General features: G+C 41.4%; 15 protein-coding genes and 1 pseudogene. 3 read left to right on the top strand and 13 right to left on the bottom strand.

The window, feature by feature from the left end; genetic code table 11:
- Window positions 1-2: 2 nt before the first annotated feature.
- The 9 genes and pseudogenes from AC3WLU_RS12355 to AC3WLU_RS12395 form a co-directional block, all read right to left on the bottom strand.
- Complete coding sequence (locus AC3WLU_RS12355; protein WP_034314336.1) at window positions 3-1,352, bottom strand: amino acid permease; 1,350 nt, start codon at window positions 1,350-1,352, stop codon at window positions 3-5.
- Window positions 1,353-1,484: 132 nt separating this feature from the next.
- Window positions 1,485-1,628: pseudogene (locus AC3WLU_RS12360) on the bottom strand (kynureninase); the annotation flags it as partial.
- 10 nt (window positions 1,629-1,638) lie between these two features.
- Window positions 1,639-3,153, bottom strand: coding sequence for a carboxylesterase/lipase family protein (locus tag AC3WLU_RS12365; protein ID WP_492597326.1), 1,515 nt, complete (start codon window positions 3,151-3,153; stop codon window positions 1,639-1,641).
- A gap of 248 nt (window positions 3,154-3,401) precedes the next feature.
- Window positions 3,402-3,815 carry a MerR family transcriptional regulator gene (locus AC3WLU_RS12370; RefSeq protein WP_057278932.1) on the bottom strand — a complete coding sequence of 138 codons (414 nt, stop codon included), beginning with the start codon at window positions 3,813-3,815 and terminating at the stop codon, window positions 3,402-3,404.
- Window positions 3,816-3,899: 84 nt separating this feature from the next.
- The gene (locus tag AC3WLU_RS12375; RefSeq protein ID WP_369315639.1) at window positions 3,900-5,540 is read right to left on the bottom strand and encodes a SulP family inorganic anion transporter; all 1,641 of its coding nucleotides are present in this window, start codon (window positions 5,538-5,540) and stop codon (window positions 3,900-3,902) included.
- 1,054 nt (window positions 5,541-6,594) lie between these two features.
- Window positions 6,595-8,004, bottom strand: a complete 1,410-nt coding sequence (locus tag AC3WLU_RS12380) for a GH1 family beta-glucosidase (protein ID WP_106027755.1) — start codon at window positions 8,002-8,004, stop codon at window positions 6,595-6,597.
- A 259-nt stretch (window positions 8,005-8,263) separates the two neighbouring features.
- Complete coding sequence (locus tag AC3WLU_RS12385) at window positions 8,264-9,385, bottom strand: NADH-dependent flavin oxidoreductase (RefSeq protein WP_283930208.1); 1,122 nt, start codon at window positions 9,383-9,385, stop codon at window positions 8,264-8,266.
- Window positions 9,386-9,406: 21 nt separating this feature from the next.
- Complete coding sequence (locus AC3WLU_RS12390; protein ID WP_057278928.1) at window positions 9,407-9,715, bottom strand: iron-sulfur cluster assembly accessory protein; 309 nt, start codon at window positions 9,713-9,715, stop codon at window positions 9,407-9,409.
- Window positions 9,716-9,808: 93 nt separating this feature from the next.
- On the bottom strand, window positions 9,809-10,795 hold the full coding sequence (locus tag AC3WLU_RS12395; protein ID WP_492597327.1) for a Gfo/Idh/MocA family protein: 987 nt from the start codon (window positions 10,793-10,795) through the stop codon (window positions 9,809-9,811).
- A gap of 207 nt (window positions 10,796-11,002) precedes the next feature.
- On the opposite strand from AC3WLU_RS12395, the gene AC3WLU_RS12400 reads away from it, so the two are divergent.
- A complete protein-coding gene (locus AC3WLU_RS12400) occupies window positions 11,003-11,788 on the top strand; it encodes an SDR family oxidoreductase (RefSeq protein ID WP_063577027.1) in 786 nt (261 codons plus the stop codon).
- Window positions 11,789-11,838: 50 nt separating this feature from the next.
- On the opposite strand, the gene AC3WLU_RS12405 is transcribed toward AC3WLU_RS12400, so the two are convergent.
- On the bottom strand, window positions 11,839-13,071 hold the full coding sequence (locus tag AC3WLU_RS12405) for a multidrug effflux MFS transporter (RefSeq protein WP_413002188.1): 1,233 nt from the start codon (window positions 13,069-13,071) through the stop codon (window positions 11,839-11,841).
- 806 nt (window positions 13,072-13,877) lie between these two features.
- Window positions 13,878-14,855: a 2-hydroxyacid dehydrogenase gene (locus AC3WLU_RS12410; RefSeq protein ID WP_492597328.1), complete on the bottom strand. Its 978-nt coding sequence runs from the start codon at window positions 14,853-14,855 to the stop codon at window positions 13,878-13,880.
- 307 nt (window positions 14,856-15,162) lie between these two features.
- On the opposite strand from AC3WLU_RS12410, the gene AC3WLU_RS12415 reads away from it, so the two are divergent.
- Window positions 15,163-16,128 carry an MBL fold metallo-hydrolase gene (locus AC3WLU_RS12415; RefSeq protein WP_492597329.1) on the top strand — a complete coding sequence of 322 codons (966 nt, stop codon included), beginning with the start codon at window positions 15,163-15,165 and terminating at the stop codon, window positions 16,126-16,128.
- A 186-nt stretch (window positions 16,129-16,314) separates the two neighbouring features.
- Window positions 16,315-17,511 (top strand): M14 family metallopeptidase, encoded by a 1,197-nt coding sequence (locus AC3WLU_RS12420; RefSeq protein ID WP_063577030.1) that lies wholly within the window; start codon window positions 16,315-16,317, stop codon window positions 17,509-17,511.
- A 136-nt stretch (window positions 17,512-17,647) separates the two neighbouring features.
- Here the strand turns inward: AC3WLU_RS12420 and AC3WLU_RS12425 are convergent, their stop codons facing one another.
- Complete coding sequence (locus tag AC3WLU_RS12425) at window positions 17,648-18,619, bottom strand: TRM11 family SAM-dependent methyltransferase (protein WP_492597330.1); 972 nt, start codon at window positions 18,617-18,619, stop codon at window positions 17,648-17,650.
- A 146-nt stretch (window positions 18,620-18,765) separates the two neighbouring features.
- Window positions 18,766-19,857 (bottom strand): CotH kinase family protein, encoded by a 1,092-nt coding sequence (locus AC3WLU_RS12430; RefSeq protein ID WP_187050645.1) that lies wholly within the window; start codon window positions 19,855-19,857, stop codon window positions 18,766-18,768.
- Window positions 19,858-19,998: the final 141 nt, after the last annotated feature.

Here is a 19,998-nt window from a genome sequence, read left to right on the forward strand (position 1 = left end):
CTTTACTTTCTTTTGAATTTCGACATCAATAAGTAAACGATGCAAAGAAAGATCAGCCAAGGAACCCCGAACTGGAGTACGATTTTAAATGGGCCAGTGAACCAGGTGGATACCGTCAAAGCAAACAAAAGAAATGCACCCAGAATCGTTAGATATGGAAATCCATACATTTTAACCGGTAATTTGCGGCCCCCTGATTTCTCCCACCTCTTCCTGAAATACAAATGGGAAATGAACACCATGAACCAGGTTAGAATGGCTCCGAACATCGATATCCCCATCATGAATGCATATGAAGTATCCGGAAGCAGGACTTTTACTCCTGCAGCAAGAAATATTCCTAAAGTGGATATGAGAAGGGCCCTTAGCGGGACACCTTTCCTGCTCACTTTTTGAAATAGGGCCGGAGCCTGATGTTGCTCGGATAATGAAAATATCATTCTGGTGGAGGCATATAATTGACTATTCATTGCAGATAAAGCAGCGGTTAAAATAATGAAATTCATTATCCCAGATGCCCCGGGAACATTCAGGATTTCCATTACCTTCACAAATGGGCTCTTATCAATACCGGCAGCTTGCCAGGGAACAATCATTAACATGATCCCGATAGTCAGTACATAAAAAGTGGCAAGCCTGAAGACAGTTGCCTTCAAAGCTTTAGGTACGGCTATATCCGGGTCCTTTGCTTCCCCCGCCGTCACCGCAATCAGCTCAGTTCCTAAAAAGCTGAAGAGCGAAATGAATATGGCGACCCAGAGCCCCCAAAATCCGAAAGGCATAAAACCTCCATCACTGGCATAGTTCTCTACACCGATCCCGCTTGAAGGTTCGGCGCCAATCACCACATAGGCCCCCAGTAGAATGAATATGACAATGGCGCTTATCTTGATCATTGAAAATACATACTCAAAATTGCCGAATGTATTGACACTCGTCGCATTTACATAGATTAGCAGTGCAGCAAAAAGGACAATCCAAATGCTCCCAGGCACAGCCGGAAACCAATATTTCATATAAACAGCGATGGCACTCACTTCGACACCAATGGCAAGAACATTCGCTATCCAATAGGAATACCTCACAACAAAACCCGCAAATGGACTTATATATTTTTCCGCAATGGTTCCAAAGGATCCCGATGTTGGATGGGCTACAGTCATTTCCGCCAAACATCCCATCAGCAGAAGGACAATGAATGCACCTATTGCATAGCTGATAAGTACACTTGGACCAGCCGTTGAAATCGCAAGGCCGCTGCCCAAAAATAACCCGGTGCCAATTGCACACCCCATGGCTATCATAGTGATTTGATTCGATGATAATTCACGTTGAAGCTTATTTTTCTCCATATGTTGCTCCCATTCTAGGCAATGATTCCCCTTTTATTTTCATAGTTTCATATAAATTGCCGTCCATGACCTTCTTTAGTACCTGTACAGTTTCGTAGACTTCCTGAAAAGAGGTAAAAAGAGCGACAAGTGGATGGCACCCACAGAATGACAGGCATCGAATCCTATCATGATTCCACGCCCATGCGCTCCCTTCGTTAACCTTTCCATATCAAGGATCTGACCGCTTCGATATAAAACCGTCGGAAGTACAATCAACGCTATTTCCCCGTTCATCTCGGCTTTTTCATTTGTAAATCCCTATCCCTTCCCATGCCAACCTTATCATTCCGTCAGGATCTTTTTCAATATAATCCTTTTTATCAAAAATCATTGTGTAGTGGTTGGTTTCATCATATTTCGGCCAAATTTCACCTTCCGGGGGGTTGGGGTTTCCATATTTCGCAAAGTTGACCCAATGGCCCTGCATTCTATGGGATACCTTTAGGGCAGCTGACCTTGAACCATATGAAACAATCCGTTTCCCGAATGCCGAGTCGAAGGTCTGGAAAGCAAAAGGGATTTCCATACCATGAGTCGCCCCTAATTTACTTATGCGCATGGCCGCCGTTTTATAATCAAAACGATACATCCATGTTTTTTCAAAGCGGCTGTATGCCTCCGCATACCAAACCGAGGGAATATGGAAAGTCGCATCACGGCCAATTCCTAGTACAGCTTCCTTTTCTGGGTAGTTTGTATAAGCGTTCGTAATTCGCTCTTTCGCCTTCGGATCAGTATTTTCGAACATTTTATGAATCATCGCCGCATTAGTTGGGATTAGAGGGGGGGCCATCTGATCGAATAATGTCGCTTCGTCCCTATTTGTTCCTATAAGCAAGGGTATACCCCCTGTTCTTCCCGATCGAATCGAATCTAGTGGATAATCGGGCAGGAAGTCACCATCTACGACTGGTCCAAATGCTAGGGAGCCCGGCATTTCCTGTGAATTTTCCTGTAAAAGTTGGTGGGAGGCAGCGACAATCTCTTGAACCGGAAGGGTTTTTAGCCGGTGGCTTTCACCCTTTCCAATGCCCAATATCTCAAGGAACCTTTCACTCAATTGGCGCGCAAATCCTTTTCCGTAAACAGATGTCGGAGCAGGACTTTCTGCAATGGCCTGCTTAAAAAGCCCCCTTGCTGAAGGTACAGTAAGTAAAGTCGTCACCGCATTACCACCAGCTGATTCACCAAATATCGTAACATTATCAGGGTCGCCGCCAAAAGCTTCTATATTTTCTTTAACCCATTTCAAAGAAGCAACTTGGTCACGTAAACCTAAATTGTTTTCAAATATTTCCCCTTCACCTGCCAACTCGGTAAAATCCAGATATCCCAGTGCCCCCAGCCTATAGTTGATGCTTACCACGACTACATCTCCATTTTTAGAAAGTAAGTGTCCATTGTACATATCAAGGGATCCAGCTCCCGTTATATATGCTCCCCCAGGAATCCATACCATGACCGGGCGTTTTTTATCATCAGCTCTAGGCGACCAAATATTCAGGAACAAGCAATCCTCATCCATTTTTTCATTTGTGCTCATCCCTGTTCTTACCGCACGATCCATCGACTGCGGGGGAACTGGACCAAAATCCACTGCATCCATGACACCGCTCCAATTATCAACTGGCTCCGGAGAACGGAAACGCAGTCCATCAATCGGCGCTTTCGCATACCTGACTCCACGCCAAACGCATATATCGTTTTCCATAGTACCTTGAAGATGTCCTTTTACCGTCGTAACTATTGATCCAATCATTCCCAATCACCTCTTCATATAGTAGTAGATATGTAAGTTCTTCTTTTTCCATTCCCTTATATCCTTCATCTTTATCGAAAAAAGATCTATATTGTCAGTTCAGCCAAAATAAAGGAATACTATCGTATATAAAGCTCCGGTTATACTCAGGAGTTTGAATTGTTATTTTAAATAATGGTTTTCAAATGACCCGTTCAACAAAAAAAAAGACCCAATCAGGTCTTTTTTTTTTGAACTCGGCAAAAATCTTAGGCAAGCATGGCAAGGATACTCAATAAAGAGCTGCCCCGAACGGAAAGCTGCTGTGCAGCATATGTTAATTGCTGTTCATCGAGCTGTTCCAATAAAGGCTTTAATTCCAGCAATTCATTCTCCAGTCCTCTAAGGTCTGTAGATAGCTTGTCCACCATCAAGAGCACCTGCTCAGAATCAACAGTGGTTTCAGACAAGACTTGTAACCGTTCCTTGATTTCAGTCAAAGGCATATTCTGTTCTTTAAACCGATTAATCATTTGAAGACGATTCAAAGCATCTTCTGTGTAATACCGATATCTTGACCCCGTTTTTTCATAGTTCAGCATTCCTAATTGTGTGTAATAGTCAATGGTTCTTCTCGAAACATTCGCAAGTTCAGCAAGCTGGCCAATCCGATATACATTCATCCAGATAGTCACCTTCTTTAAAAAATCTACTGTTAACGATACTATAACATATCTATCCGAAAAGGTGACTTCAAGATGAAACTATTAGACTACTTTATCCGAATTGCCCTTCAGCTGCTTCTTGGCAAAATACAGGGCATCTTCCTTCGATTTAAAAAAGTGCTGTTTTTCTATTTTATGATACAATCCAGTGCTGAGTAACAATTCCTTTGGTTGCTGCTGAATTCCGGAAATGATCAATTTCCCCTTATATTTTCCGATGCGATTAACGATCGCCAATAGTGCTGCCTCTGCTGAAGTGTCCATATATGTTACCCGGCGCATGCTTAATACCAACACTTTCGTCTTATTATCCAAGTTCTCCAATATCGATGACTCCAGGACGTCTATCGAACCAAAGAAAAGAGGTCCTTCCAAGTTATACACATTGATCTTCGAATCCGAATTATCAATTGGAACAATCTCGGTAATCTCATGACTTCTTTCCCTAACCTTTAACGTGTGGCTCATTTTTGCAATGAAGGTGATGAATGCAATCAATAAGCCGATTCCCACTCCCATGATTAAATCAGTGAAGACAGTGATGAGGAAGGTGACTAGCAAAACCGCAGAATCCGCCGTCTTCGTTTTCAATACATGAGCGAATTCCTTTCTTTCACTCATATTCCAGGCAACAAACATCAATATGGGTGCCATGCTAGCCAAAGGTATATGCGCTGCAAATGGGGAAAGCACCAGCAAAACCAGTAAAACGACAATTCCGTGAATGACTCCGGACATCGGGGAGGCTGCCCCGCTTTTTATATTGGTAGCTGTCCTGGCTATTGCGCCTGTTGCAGGTATCCCGCCGAAGAATGGCGTCGCGATGTTCGCGATTCCTTGACCAACCAACTCTTTATTACTATCATGCTTGGTACCCCCCATGTTATCCGCCACGGTAGCGGATAACAATGACTCGACACCGCCTAACAAGGCAATCGTAAAAGCAACTGGAAGGAGTGTGATAATGACTTCCACTGATAGCTCCGGCACTTGGAATTCCGGAAAACCTTTCGGAATCGCTCCATACGTAGAACCAATCGTAGCCACCTTATCGGGAAATAAAAAGTAAGCTGCAATTGTGGAAATCAGCAGACCCAGAAGCGGTCCTGGCACTCGTGGCAAAAGTCTAGGTGCCAGCAGTATGACGACCAAACATATAATTGCAACAATCACACTATATAGATTGATCGTGTCTGCTTTAATCACCAGTTCCTTCATGTTATCCATGAAAGCTTCATGTTTTTCCACTTTCATACCAAGGAAGTTAGCAATTTGCCCTGAAAAGATTATTATCGCAATTCCTGTTGTAAATCCAATGATGACAGGACGGGGAATGAACTTCATCAAATTACCTAACTTAAGCAGACCCATCAGGACTAACATTATCCCCGCTAAAAACCCGGCAATAAGCAGGCTTTCATACCCATATTGCATAACGATTCCAAATAATAAAGGAACGAACGCCCCGGTCGGCCCGCCAATTTGATACTTGGAGCCACCCAAAATCGAAATGAGGATTCCTGCGATGATGGTCGTATATAACCCGTATATCGGTTCGACGCCTGAAGCAATTGCAAAAGCCAGTCCTAAAGGAATGGCTACAACCCCTACGACCAATCCTGCCGTCACGTCTTTTTGAAAACCCTTCATGTTATATCCTTGAAATCTAGAATCTTTTATCATCTTTTTCAAACTCACATCCTTAATCGTTTTTTAAGATTGGAATCTAGCATCATCATGAAAATGACATTCTTTCATTTTAGAGGGAGTTACTTGTTTGAAATTAATCAAATTATTGTAGGCATTTTTCAACGGGACAAACCAAGCGGGGGACTTTTCAAAACTAAGAAATAATAGTCATATATAATCTCCTTTTGTAAGGTTATTTGACATGGTCTCGACCATGCTTCAACATTATACAGTAAAACGTAAAACTGTACATTGTTAGAAACGTTAACATTTGTTTACAACTTTTTGAATATTTTTACATTAATATTACAATCCGGGACCATTTTTCCAGTCTAGTTAATTTGAAGCCGGAGATTCAGACTACGAATTAGGAGGTTTGAACTTTGGTCTAATTCCCCATACCGGAAACTTGATCAGTGAACAATGGAAAAAAGCATGTTTTGAGAAAGATTGCTCAAAACATGCTCTTCCCTATACAAAACCTCTTGATTAAAATAAAGAGGTTTTCTAAGTTTGTAGACAAAAGTAGTTCTATCTAAAGTTAAGTTGATTGGAGCGGGTGTGCGAGACTCCTGCGGGAATAGCGCGTAAGGGCCCCGCAGGCGCAAGCCAAGGGCGGGACCGCAAGCGGAAAGCGAGTGCCTGGAGCGGAAATCAACGTCCAAATTGTGCAAGCCATAAAAAAACTATAGGCCCAATCATGTAGACCGGGACCTACAGTTTGTAGACGGAAAACTTATCTTTCATCAAATGATATTCCCAAACCAACACCTTCAACTCTTCAGGTTTGGTTTCTAATTATATGCTATAACAAAGTTGATTGGAGAGAAAGGTACGAGACTCCTGCGGGAATAGCGCGTCTTGGGAGACCCCACAGGCGCAAGCCGAGGAGGCTCGCGGACCGCCCGCGGAAAGCGAGTGCCTGGAGCGGAAATCAACGTCCAAAGTCTAAAAACCAATAAAAAATCGTAGACATACTCGATTTTCATTGAGTTTGTCTACAGTCTGACAAAACCTCTTGATTAAGATCAAGAGGTTTCCTTTCAATTTACAGCTCCTCTCCTCTTGTCTCGATAATATGCTTATACCAATGAAACGACAGCTTCTTTTTCCGTTTTAACTGATCATGATGATCCACGTAAATAAATCCGTATTGCTTCTTATACCCGTTTAACCAACTTAAAAGGTCAATGACAGACCATGCGTAATACCCTTTTAAATGGATGCCTTCTTTGATTGCACGTTTAATCACTTTTAAGTGTTCCTCAATATACTTAATGCGCGGAACATCTACTACTTCACCATCGATAATCGGATCCTCATCACCAAGTCCGTTTTCTGTAACATACATTTTAATATCGCCGTAACGTTCTTTTAACATATGCAGCCCATCTAAAAATCCTTCAGGTGAGATTTCCCAACCCCATTTTGTATAGGTTTTATCTTCCATTTTTACAGTCCGATAAAAGCCATCAAAAGACGGGTTCCCTGGAGCCAGAGTAGATGTTTCTCTTGAATGCTCCATGTTTGAAACGGCTTCCAGGTATTTTTCTACCCGAATTGGCTGGTAATAATTGAGTCCAATAAAATCATTTTTTTCCGCATTCCTTTTTAGCGTATCCAGTTCTTCTTCTGTCCAACTTGGTGTCCAGCCTCTCTCCTTTAACTGCTCAACTACATAAGCTGGATATTCACCTTTTAAAATTGGATCATAATACCAAAAGGTTTCATATTCATTGGCATGCCGAGCAGCTAATACATTTTCATGTTTGTCATCAATACTATAAGCTGGCAGGAATACATGGGTAATCCCAATTTCACCGTAATGATTCAGTGCCTTGTATACCTCTACCGCTTTGGCATGTGCATAAAATACATAATGTGTCGCTTGAAAGTATTTATTTTCATCGTTTTGGATTCCAGGCGGGTGCGCTCCTTTTAAATACCCTAAACCGCAAAACATAACCGTTTCATTAAACGTGATCCAATGTTTGACTCGGTCTCCGAATGCGCGAAAACAAATCTCCGCATACTTGACGAATGCTTCAGCTGTTCGCTTATTCGTCCATCCCCCATCTTGTTCAAGCGTCAAAGGCAAATCCCAATGATACAGGGTAACAAATGGGACAATCCCATATTTTAAGCATTCATTAATCACATTATTATAAAATTCCAAGCCTTTTACATTGACTTCCCCATCACCTGTTGGCAAAATACGGGCCCATGAAATGGAGAAGCGATATGATTCAAGTCCCATCTCTGCCATTAATTTAATATCTTCCTTGTAACGATGATAATGGTCTATCGCTACATCCCCATTTGTACCTTCAAATGTTTTCCCCGGAATCTTTGAAAAAACATCCCAATTCGTTATACCTTTACCATCTTCATCCCATGCTCCTTCTATTTGAAAAGAAGCAGAAGCTGCTCCGAATAAAAAATCGTGTGGAAATTTCATTAAAAATCCTCCCTTTTCATACCTGCTTATTAAATTGATAATAATATATTTTATTCATTGGTACAAATATTATTTTTAGTTCACGTAAAACATAAGCCTTATAGATAGTATTTACTATCACGGAATGATTAAATCCAGAATTCCGTTGAATCAATCTCTCTTTTTCTAGCAAAAGATGATCGATACTTAGTAGCATATGAACATACAAAAACCCGTCCACCTTTTGGGGACGGGTTACACATATTAAAGATGTTAGCAATCATTCCACTACCGGGAGCCAACCTTTTATCCCGATCAACTTTTCCCAAAGCGGATCTGGAATGACCAGTTCACCCTGATCTTTTTTTGAGAGGGTAGTCCGTATTTCCGCTTCTTTTCCAGACCTGATTTTTTCAATCCAATGCGGTTCCATAAGAAGTTCACGGCCAAGGGCGATAAAAGGGACCCCCGTTTCCATGGCTTCTGCAACTTCATCGGGTGTATGCAGTGAACCTACACCGACCACCGGGATACGATTACCTACTTTATCGTAAATTTTAACGATGCGCGACTTTGTCCTATCACTCTCACGGAATGAGCCATTCCAGAAGTGACCTACCGATATATGTAGATAATCCAGGTTTTGATTCGCTAATCTATCAACGAATTGGATCGTATCATCTAAAGTGATTCCAGGATTGCTGCCTTCTTCAGGAGAAAGGCGGTAGCCAATTATAAACGGCTTTTCTGCATGCTCGGCAACCGTTCTCTCGACTTCATTCACAATGGTAAGCGGGAAAATCAATCGTTTTCCCAATGTTCCGCCCCATTTATCTGTACGGCGGTTCGAGTGTGGCGAGAAGAATTGTTGAAGCAAGTAAGTATTGGCACCATGGATTTCCACACCATCGAAACCTGCTTCGATGGCCCTTCTTGTTGCTTCGCCAAATGCCTTAATAACGTCTTGTATTTCATCTTCATTCATTTCCCGCGGTACAGGTGCTTCCTCGCTGGAAGCAATGGCACTTGCAGAAACAGGTTGGTTATCAGGCAATAATTCCGGCGGACTTTGACGGCCTCCATGATATATTTGCAGGATTGCTTTTGACCCGTTGGACTGAATCGTTTCAGCTAGTTTTCTCAAGGATGGGATAAAGGAATCGTCATCTGCACCTAGTTGGCCTGGGAATCCCTTGCCTCCAGCAGATACATAGGCACATGCCGTGACAACCGCACCTACACCAGCCGAGCGCTCAGCGTAATAGGCCAGTTCATCATCGGTTACAACCCCTTGGTCATCCGAAGAATAAGTGGTCATAGGAGCCATCATGATACGATTTTTCACTTCTACCCCTGATGGAAATATATATGGTTGAAAGATCTTTTCGTATTTTTGATTCATGCCAATCCTCCCCCTTTACTATTAGTGGTGATGATGTCCATGCGGTTCTTTAGAAGGATTCGTGATTTCAAAGCCTTCTTCTGGAACATAAAAATATTTAATCCAGACACCATCCAGAAATTCTTCACGTGAATCAAGCAAAATATCGATATCTTTATCTGTTTTTACGATTTCATCATATTCTGCCGGTGTATCAAGCTTCATGTCATAATGGGCATGATCGCCATGCATATGGGTGATATATACACGAATCATTTTCCCTTCGGCTTCTTCAGTGCTCAGCATTTTTTGTAAGACCTTTGCTGCATTGCGATTTATTTTACAATTCATGTCCATTCCTCCAACAATAAAATTATCCCTGTACTGAGTTCTACCCAATTAAGGGTTATCAGTAACATCCATTTTTCCCCTTCATGATTGGCCTTATCCGCGGTCTGAAGGAAAGACGATGCCGATTTGCCTTCTTGCTTCATCCATGATTTCCATAGTCAACAGTGAATTCGAATATGTATTTATTTCGGATTCCATTTTCCCCTGCTGTATCAAATCAACAAATTCCTTCGCTTCATAATACATGGTAGGCATATCCTGTTTAACGGAAATATTTTCAGTGGTTCCATTCCGATACTGAATATCCACCGCTTGCGGTCCTGAAATTTTCTGAATGAGGATGCTTCCATGTTCACCTTGAATTTCCGATGGCAAATTGGACTCAGTAATTTTGGAAAACATGACGACTGCCTCCATTTCATCATAGGAAAGCAGAATCGTACCTTGCCCATCAACTCCTGATTCAAGCATCGTTCCTGATGCCTGCACCTTATTCGGTTTACCGAACAGTACAACAAGTGGATAGAGGACGTAAATGCCTAAATCCATTAAAGAACCACTGGAGAATTTCGGGTTGAATGCATTCAGCACAGTTCCTTGTTTATATGAATCATAGCGTGATGAAAATTGGCAAAAGCTTCCCGAGAAACGCCTAATCTTCCCGATTTTATCCAGATTGCCCTTTATACTTTCGAAATTCGGCATGATGGTCGATTTCATCGCTTCCATCAATAGCACATCATTTTGTTTTGCAGCCTCAATCATTTCCCTTACTTCAGCCGCATTTGAGGCCATTGGTTTTTCACATAATACATGTTTTTTATTTTGTAAAAATAACACGGCTTGCCTGCAATGATGAGAGTTAGGGCTTGCTATATACACAGCGTCGATTTCATCGCTGCTGGCCATTGTTTCTAAATTCGTAAAAGTCGTATGTACTTCGTATTTATTGGCAAATTCCTTCGCTTTCTCCTCTGTACGTGAATACACGGCAGTTAAGGATAAACCCTCTACATGCTTTGCAGCCTCCAAAAATCGTTCCGTGATCCAATTTGTACCTATTACCCCTAATCTTATCAACAACCTATCCCCTTTCAAGCTAACTTTATCATGTCCTCAATATACAGACATTTCACTGAAAAACAAAGTATATTGAACACTCGCAATTGCTTAAATTGGATTTTTTAGGCAATATTAGTTTATAATTTTTCTATATTACCACTGCCATGATGTTTCTACATACTCCCAAATTGGGAATAGAAGACTTAAAAGGAGCGTGTGAAGTTTATGACAGAATTAATGAAAAACAAAGTTGCCATCATTACCGGTGGGGGATCGGGAATTGGCCGGGGCGCTGCACTGAAACTAGCTGAAAACGGCGCGAACATCATCTTTTTTGATCGTACAGTCGAAAATGCCGAAAAAGTGAAGGAAGAAGTGGAGAACCTTGGCCGAGAGGCTTTAATCATTAAAACGGATGTTTCCAAAGCTGAGCAAGTTGAACATGCCTACAAGACGGCCCATGAACATTTTGGGAAAATTGATTTTGTATTTGCAAACGCAGGCATCAACGGAGTGATTGCCCCTATAGAAGACATAAAGCCAGAAGATTGGGATCAGACACATACCATTAACCTCAAGGGCACCTTTCTCACCATCAAATACGCCATTCCCTACATGAAGGAATCAGGCGGCAGCATCGTGATCAACAGCTCCATCAACGGAAACCGATATTTCAAGAATTTTGGTTTTTCCGCTTATAGTTCATCCAAAGCTGGTCAAGTCGCTTTCGGAAAAATGGCTGCACTCGAATTGGCAAGATATAAAATCAGGGTAAATACCATTTGTCCCGGCTCCATCGATACGAACATTGACAATAACACATTCCCGGAAGAAGAAAACCTTAAAAAAATCAGGATTCCCATTGAATATCCCGAAGGCTCCCAGCCCCTGGCAAGGAAAGCGGGGACTGCCGAACAAGCTGGTGATCTCGTATTGTTCCTAGCATCAGACATGTCCTCCCATGTTACGGGCACGGAAGTTTATATCGATGGAGCGGAATCACTATTATGAATCAAAAAGGCAAAAAGCTGAAATCCACATCAGGATTTCAGCTTTTCTTTTTAAGCAACTCGCCTTAACCCGCAACGGGCAAGGAGTAAATAAGCGCACATGGCGATGACATGACAACTTACCATCACAATTCCCATCGGCAAGGGAGACTCACCTGAACCTAACCCCACCAGGGGAGCCATTAGCGATCCTAATATGAAGGGAAGCAAGCCAATTAAAGCCGAGGCACTGCCTGCCGTTTTTTTCTGATTTTGCATCGCTAAAGAAAAACTCGTTGTACCGACAATACCGACGCTGGAGACGGAGAGGAATAAAGCAGCCAAGATTCCGGCCAAGCCCATTTCGAGAAGAACTGAGGCCAGAAGTAATATTCCACCAAACAAAGCTAGGCATAACCCCATTTGAAGCAATCTTTCTTCTTTAACCTTGCCTGCCAGCTTCCCGGCAACTTGTGAAGCGATAATGATCCCAACCCCGTTTATTGCAAAAATCAGGCTGAAGGTCTGTGGGGAAACCCCATAAATGTTCTGGAGAACAAAAGGCGATCCGGAAATATAAGCGAACATTGCAGCACTTATGAATCCTTGTGCAAAAGCATAGCCCATAAAAACACGATCCTTCAATAAGTTCCCAAAAGTCCTGATCGTATCATTTACCCCGCCAGCACTCCTGTGATTGGACGATAAAGTTTCCTTTATCCCAAAAAATGCAGCCGCAACCATAATGATACTTAATACTGAAATGACAATAAAAACGCCCCGCCAAGAAGTGAACTGCAAAAGTTGACCGCCAAAAACCGGAGCCAATATCGGTGCCGCCCCATTCACCAGCATTAACATGGAGAAGAACTTGGTCAAATCCGTTCCTGAAAAAAGGTCACGAACTATGGCCCTTGAAATGACAATGCCTCCCGCTCCCGCAATACCTTGGATAAAACGTAATAATAAAAGCAATTCAATGGTTGGAGCAAAAGCGCATAACAGAGATGAAATGCAATAAATGGATAAAGATATGATTAACGGTGAACGCCTTCCTTTTGCATCACTTAGAGGCCCTAAATAGATTTGGCCCAAAGCCAACCCTAACAAGCAGGCAGTCAAGCTTAGCTGCGCTAACGACGTACTGCTTTTCAGATCCTCTGCCAGTGTGGGGAGACCCGGTAAATACATATCAAGTGACAGTGGTCCGATCGCTGCAAAAGACCCTAGCATAAGAGCCATCAACAGCCTTTTGGATTTAGTCATTTCGTTGCCTGATGATATCGTTTCCTTCATTTCAATCATTATTAACCCTATCCCTTTCAACTAATTGTTCTTCCTAATAAACTCGACTTTCTTTATTTTACAAAAGATCGGCACAATTTACGATAAGTATGCTCCACTTGAATGGGATTCTTCCTTTCGGCACTCAGGTAAGCACAGGTGCATCAAAACTCAGAAATCTTCTAAAAAGGACAAATCATATTTCAGAAAATATCATTTGAGAATACTGCGAACCAAAGAAACACTATTACATTCCTCATAAAAAAATGACCCCATTTTTGGGGTCATTTCAGATTGTAGACAAACTCGATGAAAATCGAGTTTGTCTATTTTTATGGCTTGTACAATTTGGACGTTGATTGGAACGTAGGGCACTCGCTTTCCGCGGGCGGTCGGCCCTCGGCTTTCGCCTGCGGGAGTCTCGAACACCCGCTCCAATCAACTTTGTCTTACCTTTTAGTTAGAACACTTTTGCCTGGAGTCATTTTTGTTTTAACATAGAAGTATTAAAACTTGAGGTGATGAGGATGCTTTCTAAACATGATTCTATTCAGCGAGATCAACTTGAAGTGAAGAGAGCTTGCCTGCAGTTTTTTTATTTAAAAAAGGTTGCCGGTGATTTCAGAAACCCGCTCCCTTTCCGCCGACTGTCTGCCAAGCCTCCTTGACGCAAGCGTCGGTGGGGTCTCGGCAAGCCAGTTATTCGGCAGGAGTGTCGCAAATTTCTTCAATCCAATAAGGGTTATAGTAAAAAAACATGAAGGATAGTCTATTCTTGTTTTAAAATCTTTGTTCGGGATGAAACCAATCCGAACCCCATTTTAGCGTCATTTTGATTTATTCAACAATACTAAATTACGGGGAGTATCACCAGATAATCCGTCCACCAAGTTTTGTACAGCAAGAGTTGCCATTTTCATTCTTGTGGCAATGCTAGCACTCCCGATATGCGGTAATGTAACCACATTGGGCAAAGTTAGCAGCGGGTGGTCCAGAGGGACGGGCTCTTCTTCGAATACATCCAATCCAGCCGCCCAAATCTCTCGATTTTCCAGCGCCTGGTACAACGCTTTTTCATCGATAATTCCGCCTCTTGCGGTATTAATGAGCACGGCCGTCCCTTTCATCAATTCCAGCTGCTCCTTGCCAATCATATAAGCCGTTTCCGCTGTGAGCGGCAGCATGACACAAACGAAATCCGAGATTTGGAGCAATTTTTCAAGGGGCTGATATTCGATTCCTAACTCTTTTTCCTGTTCATATTTACGGCTTCGATTAAAATAAACTAAGTTCATATCAAATCCCTTAGCTCTTTTTGCAAGGGCTTCCCCAATTCTGCCTAACCCGATGATACCCAGCGTTGCACCGTGTACATCTTGTCCTGTAAGCTGCATCGGCGACCATGTTTCCCACTTTCCACTCCTTAAATAATCTTCTGCCTCCATCATCCTCCTTGCCGTTGCAAGCAGTAAGCCGAAGGTTAAATCAGCTGTTGTTTCCGTTAAAACCCCCGGTGTGTTCGTTACCATGATGCCCCGTTTTGTTGCACTTTGAACGTCAATATTATTATGGCCCACTGCCATATTCGCGATGATTTTCAGATTGGGTGCCTGTTCAATCAGTGACTCATCGATTTGTTCCGTCAATAAGCAAAGCAGCCCCTCGACTTCTTTCATTTCTTCTAAAAGGACTTTTCTAGGGACCGGTATATCCTCTTGATCCCACATCCTGACATCATAATTCCGACTAAGACCTTCGATGATTTGTTCTGGCAATTTCCTTGTAATATAAATTTTTGGCTTCAAACCAAAACCTCCTATACCGTTTCGTTCCATGGAACACATTCAGTTTTCATTACAATAATTAAATTTAAAGAATATTGGCTAAATGACTAGCTTGTTTATTCAATTTTAAAATAAACTAGATAAATAGACCATCCATTTCCAATCAATCTTACTATTAAATTTCTTGATTGCCTGGAAGCTTCCGCTTGACAGTTTCAATTCATTCAACCAATCATGGAATAATAACCATTTACATCTATTCGGTCATTAGTAATATCGCAATTTTCCAGATAAAGTTTATCTCGATTTAGGAGGATATGGGACGTTCATGAAAACGAATACAACATTTAAAATTTATCCAATTATAGCTCCAAGCGCTTTATCTTTAAAAAGTATAAACTTTTATTTAGTTAAACAGGATGAATCTTTAACATTAGTCGATGCAGGTATGAATTATGATGTTTGCTGGAATGCACTGCAGCAAACATTAAACGAAAATGGATTTACAGTTGGGGACATCACGGAAATTTTGTTGACCCATCACCATGGAGACCATGTTGGTTTGGTCAACCGGATTACCGAACTCCATCCGATTCCAGTTTATGCCCATTCTAAATCCATTCCCCGTTTAAAAAGGGACCCTGATTTCTTAAGTATGAGAATTGAATTTTATAAACAGCTATACCTTGAGATGGGCTGTGGTGAACTTGGAGATAAACAAGTGGCTTACCTATTCAACGCGGTCGATAATAATAAAGATCAAAAACTGAATGGTGACATCATCGCAATCACGGAAAAACACTGGCTGAATTTTGAAGTGGTCGAATTTCCCGGGCATGCCCCGGATCAAATTGCTTTCCTTGACCGAGAAGGGAAACGGCTTCTTGCCGGTGATTTATTGATTGAACATATCTCAAGCAATGCCTTGATCGAACCTGATGAAAACGGTAATAGAATGCTGACTCTTGTAGATCATATCGATTCATTAAAACGATGTTCAGCATTACAGGTGAATCTCCTATTTCCTGGTCATGGTAACGTGATTGAACAACCCGGTCATCTGATTGAAAAAAGACTCAACAGCATAGAGAGGAAATCACAAAAGATCCTGGCCTTGATAGAATCCGGAATTTCTACAGGCAATGAACTGGCAAAGGAGTTTTACAAACAAAAGTATATAGCAGAATTCCCGCTCGTCATGTCAGAAATCATCGGCCATTTGGATTATTTGGAATATCAGGGGAAGGTCACGAAACAACTCGTTGAAAATGTAGTTCATTATCAAGCTAAATGACATCAAAAAAGGCTGAATTGAAAAAGTCCCCACTTAGCAGGGACTTTTTCATGGAAAATGTACAAAATAATTGAATCTGAAATACTAGGCCTTTTTGGGTGTTTTAATGAATCTAACAGGAAATCGATTAGAATGTGAAGAATTTATTATCTGAATATTAAATATTTTCAGAATAGGGGATTTGCTGTGAAAAGAAAATTTTTAAAGGTTTTAAGTTCAACAGTAGTAGCCGCAACATTACTTGGCCCAAATGTCAGCTTAGCTGAAAGAGGACCAAATCCGACAGGTGGAACGAACCTTTCTACCGAAGCATTCCTAAATTATGACGAACTTGTAAAAGAATTAAATCAACTTGAGCAAGCGAGTGCAGGGATAGTCAATGTAGAAGTGGCCGGAAAAACGAATCAGGGCCGTTCCATTCAAAAAGTGACTGTCGGTCATGGTGACAAAGTCGTTCTTATTCAAAGTGAAATTCATGGAAATGAAAAAACAGGAACTGTCGCGTTATTGAACATTCTTAAAAACCTTGGTCAAAGTAACTCGCCTGAGGTAAAGAAAGTTCTTGATGAACTAACAATTGTTGCCATTCCAATGATGAACGTAGACGGCTCAGAGCTTGATCGTCGTGGAAATGAGATGAAATGGTCTGAAGTTGTCGGTAAATTCCCCCAACTTTCTAATGCAAAACCTACTTGGAACTATTACACTACTCCCAGATCAGGAGACGACTATGCTAGCAAACCGGGATTTGATGTTAATCGTGACTTCAATCCAGACCTAAATTATGTACCAAAACCTCAAGACTTCCCGGGGGCATCTGAAAAGCCAGGCTGGTTTATTACCCCCGAAGCGCAAACGCTCCGTGACACATATAAAGGGTTAAAATCGAAATTCGGGAAAGTGGATGTTTTTATCGATCTTCATCATCAAGGATTCCCATATCTCGAAGGAACTGATGAGCGTGCAACTATGTCAATATCGGGTAAATTCGTTCCTAACCCAAGCACTCCAGAAGGTGCTAAATATGCAGAGTATGCAGATGATTTCAAATATGATTTCTCCCGTCAGTTAACACTTACTGCGTATAATGCACTGCAAGCAAAAGGGAATTCAGTTTTCACAAATATTTCATTATATGATCAATCCATTGACCTGCCAGGAACTGCTTTAGGGACGTTTGCTTTAAACGGAAGTGGGACGGTTCTATTTGAAGTTAGTGGTCAAACACAAAACTTTGGGCAAAAAAAGAATGGCCAGCTCGTAAAAACGGTTGAAACGGGGCTAATGGGTATTATCAATGGCGTAACAGATGGATCGGTTCATAATCTTAATCCATCAGACTATGAAAAAATTCCTGAAAGTTCATCTACACCCGGAATCTAGTCGATTTTGAAACTTAATTATAAAGGGGACTTGTCCGCCATCTGGCATCGGTTGAATATCGAAGCCAGATGGCAGCAAAGCTCTTTTTATTTGTCTAATTGACACTGAAATTTCAGCCTTTTCTTGCTGAAGATACTTACACGCACACGACAATCTCTCTGGAAAAAATGCCTTTCCTGGCAACACATCGATCAGCAATCTCAAATCCAGCTTCTTCAATCATATGATCCATCGTATCGATCGTTACGACAACGACCTTATCAGCAAAGCTCCTTGCGTGCTTAAGGATTGATAGCTGATCCTCCGGCGTCGCATGTGTATATAGATTATAAGGCATATCGATAATCGCTACATCATATTTACTGGTGACCTCCGAAATCGGACCTGTAGTTACATCACCTTCGAGTCCGAAATAGGCAATGTTCTCCCTTGAACCGTCGGTAACAAGCGGGTTGATATCCCGGCCATCAATATTGATCCCCATCGAAAGGGCTTCCACCAATACCGTTCCAATTCCGCAGCATGGATCAATTGCCTTCACCCCATCCGGATGTGGAACGGCAATGTTGGCAATGGCCCTCGCCACTCTCGTGCTAAGCGCTGTTGAATATTCACGGGGCTTCTTCATATGTTTTAACCAAACCGCTTCAGGTTTGACATACTTCCCAAAATACCAACGACCGCCAAGCGTCACGATTCCAAAGACCTGATCAGGGTTACGCACATCGGCATTTCCCTGAATGTGCCAGCCAATCTGACGTTCAATTTCACGCTGTCCATCATAATCTATCTTTGCTTCTTTATTCAAATCATTAATTTTCACGAATAATACTTTGAATGTCGAGTCAGGCAAATGAATACCTTTTACTTGCTCAACGATTTCGGATATGCTTTCCCCTTCAAACATGATGTCGACCCGCCCTTTTATAAAAGGGCTCCTGCTCGGTTCAATGGCTATATCACTTTTCAAAATATCCCCTGAAGTCTCAAAGCCAAAGAACGAGCGCATCTCCATTTTAGATAATGAGCGTTCGTCAGGGGTGCATGTAAATGTATATATATATGCCGGTCTGCGGCTATGATTAGTCAATCCATTCCCATCCTTCATTACTTTAGATTATACCTTTCTATCAAACATAGCTGTAATAGTATAGAAAAGCAAATGGAATCGTGCAGAAAAAAACAGGAATGCTTTTTATTCAGCATTCCTGCCACTATATTTTTCATTGTTCCATCTCTAAACGAAAGGAATTATTAATCCAATTTATACAGGTGGCTATTTATATACTTCGCACGGGCCTCAATGAATTTCAGGATGAATTCGGGCTCATCATCAAATTTCTCCTTATTCCCCTTGATATATGGATCTTTTGATACATATGGCCTTAATTGATCATGCATTTCCTGAATGATAGGTTTCATATAGGCCACGGTATAATGATTGTTCAAAATCTCCTTAAGAAGTTCTTGGTACCTGACACGAAATCCCCTTACATCAAGGATTCTAGCAGTCAATGTATTGAACCCCCCGATTCCCACATAATCCTCTTCCATCACTTTCCCGTTAACATCCCTGCCCCATGTCGCATCATAATCCCATGGAATCATTTCAAATAGACCGGTATCTCCATTTCGATACAAAGCATAGTTATGAACGAACCCATCATAGTTTTGCGTGAATATGACACCGGCCAGCCAGCGCAGATACTTTTCCACATCGACATATTTTACGATTTCCTTTTCAAAATCCACTCTTGAAATTGTATTGATTTGGAGGATCAGCTCTTGTAAATATAATTCCTCCTTTTCTGTCCCGCATTTTTTTTGATAGCCCATCTCCAATGATTTTTTGATTCCTTTATCCAAATCGCTCATCAATGAGAAATTGGCATCACCATCCACTGCATAGAAAATGGACCCATTGGGGAGCCCCCTTTTCTTCAAATAATATTCATCCACTGATTCCAATTCCAGATATATTCCCTCGTCCTTTCCGTTTAGATTTAGGAAAACGAACTGGGCTTTCGGTGATAAAGTCCCTATATCTGCAAAAAAATCTAAAGATAATTTATTCCTTAGTAAAGATTTATCTTTATATTCGGCATTTAAATGAACTTCCTTGGCATTCTTAAAAGTATTAGGTTTATAAAAGACTACATTATAGGATTTTTTCCGAAAACTTCGGATATGTGAGCCACGGTAAGCAATATCAATATCAAGTTTTTTTTTGTTGATCGTTAACTTTGCAGGTAAAGGATCATTGCACCATATATCTCTGCGAAGCTCCATTAAATTAACTGGTGGAATAAAAAGCTGATACACAGGCAGCTTCTTGTCAGCATTCATATAACCTAACCCTTCCCTTTCACTTTCCTATTAAATTATGGAAAAAAAGCGAGGGGTGTCACCAAAAACAAATATTTAATAAAAATGTGCTATTATCTCTGGCATATTACGTACAAGCGCATAGTTTAACGTATAGAAAGG

The organism is Peribacillus sp. FW305-BF15 (genome assembly GCF_058783805.1).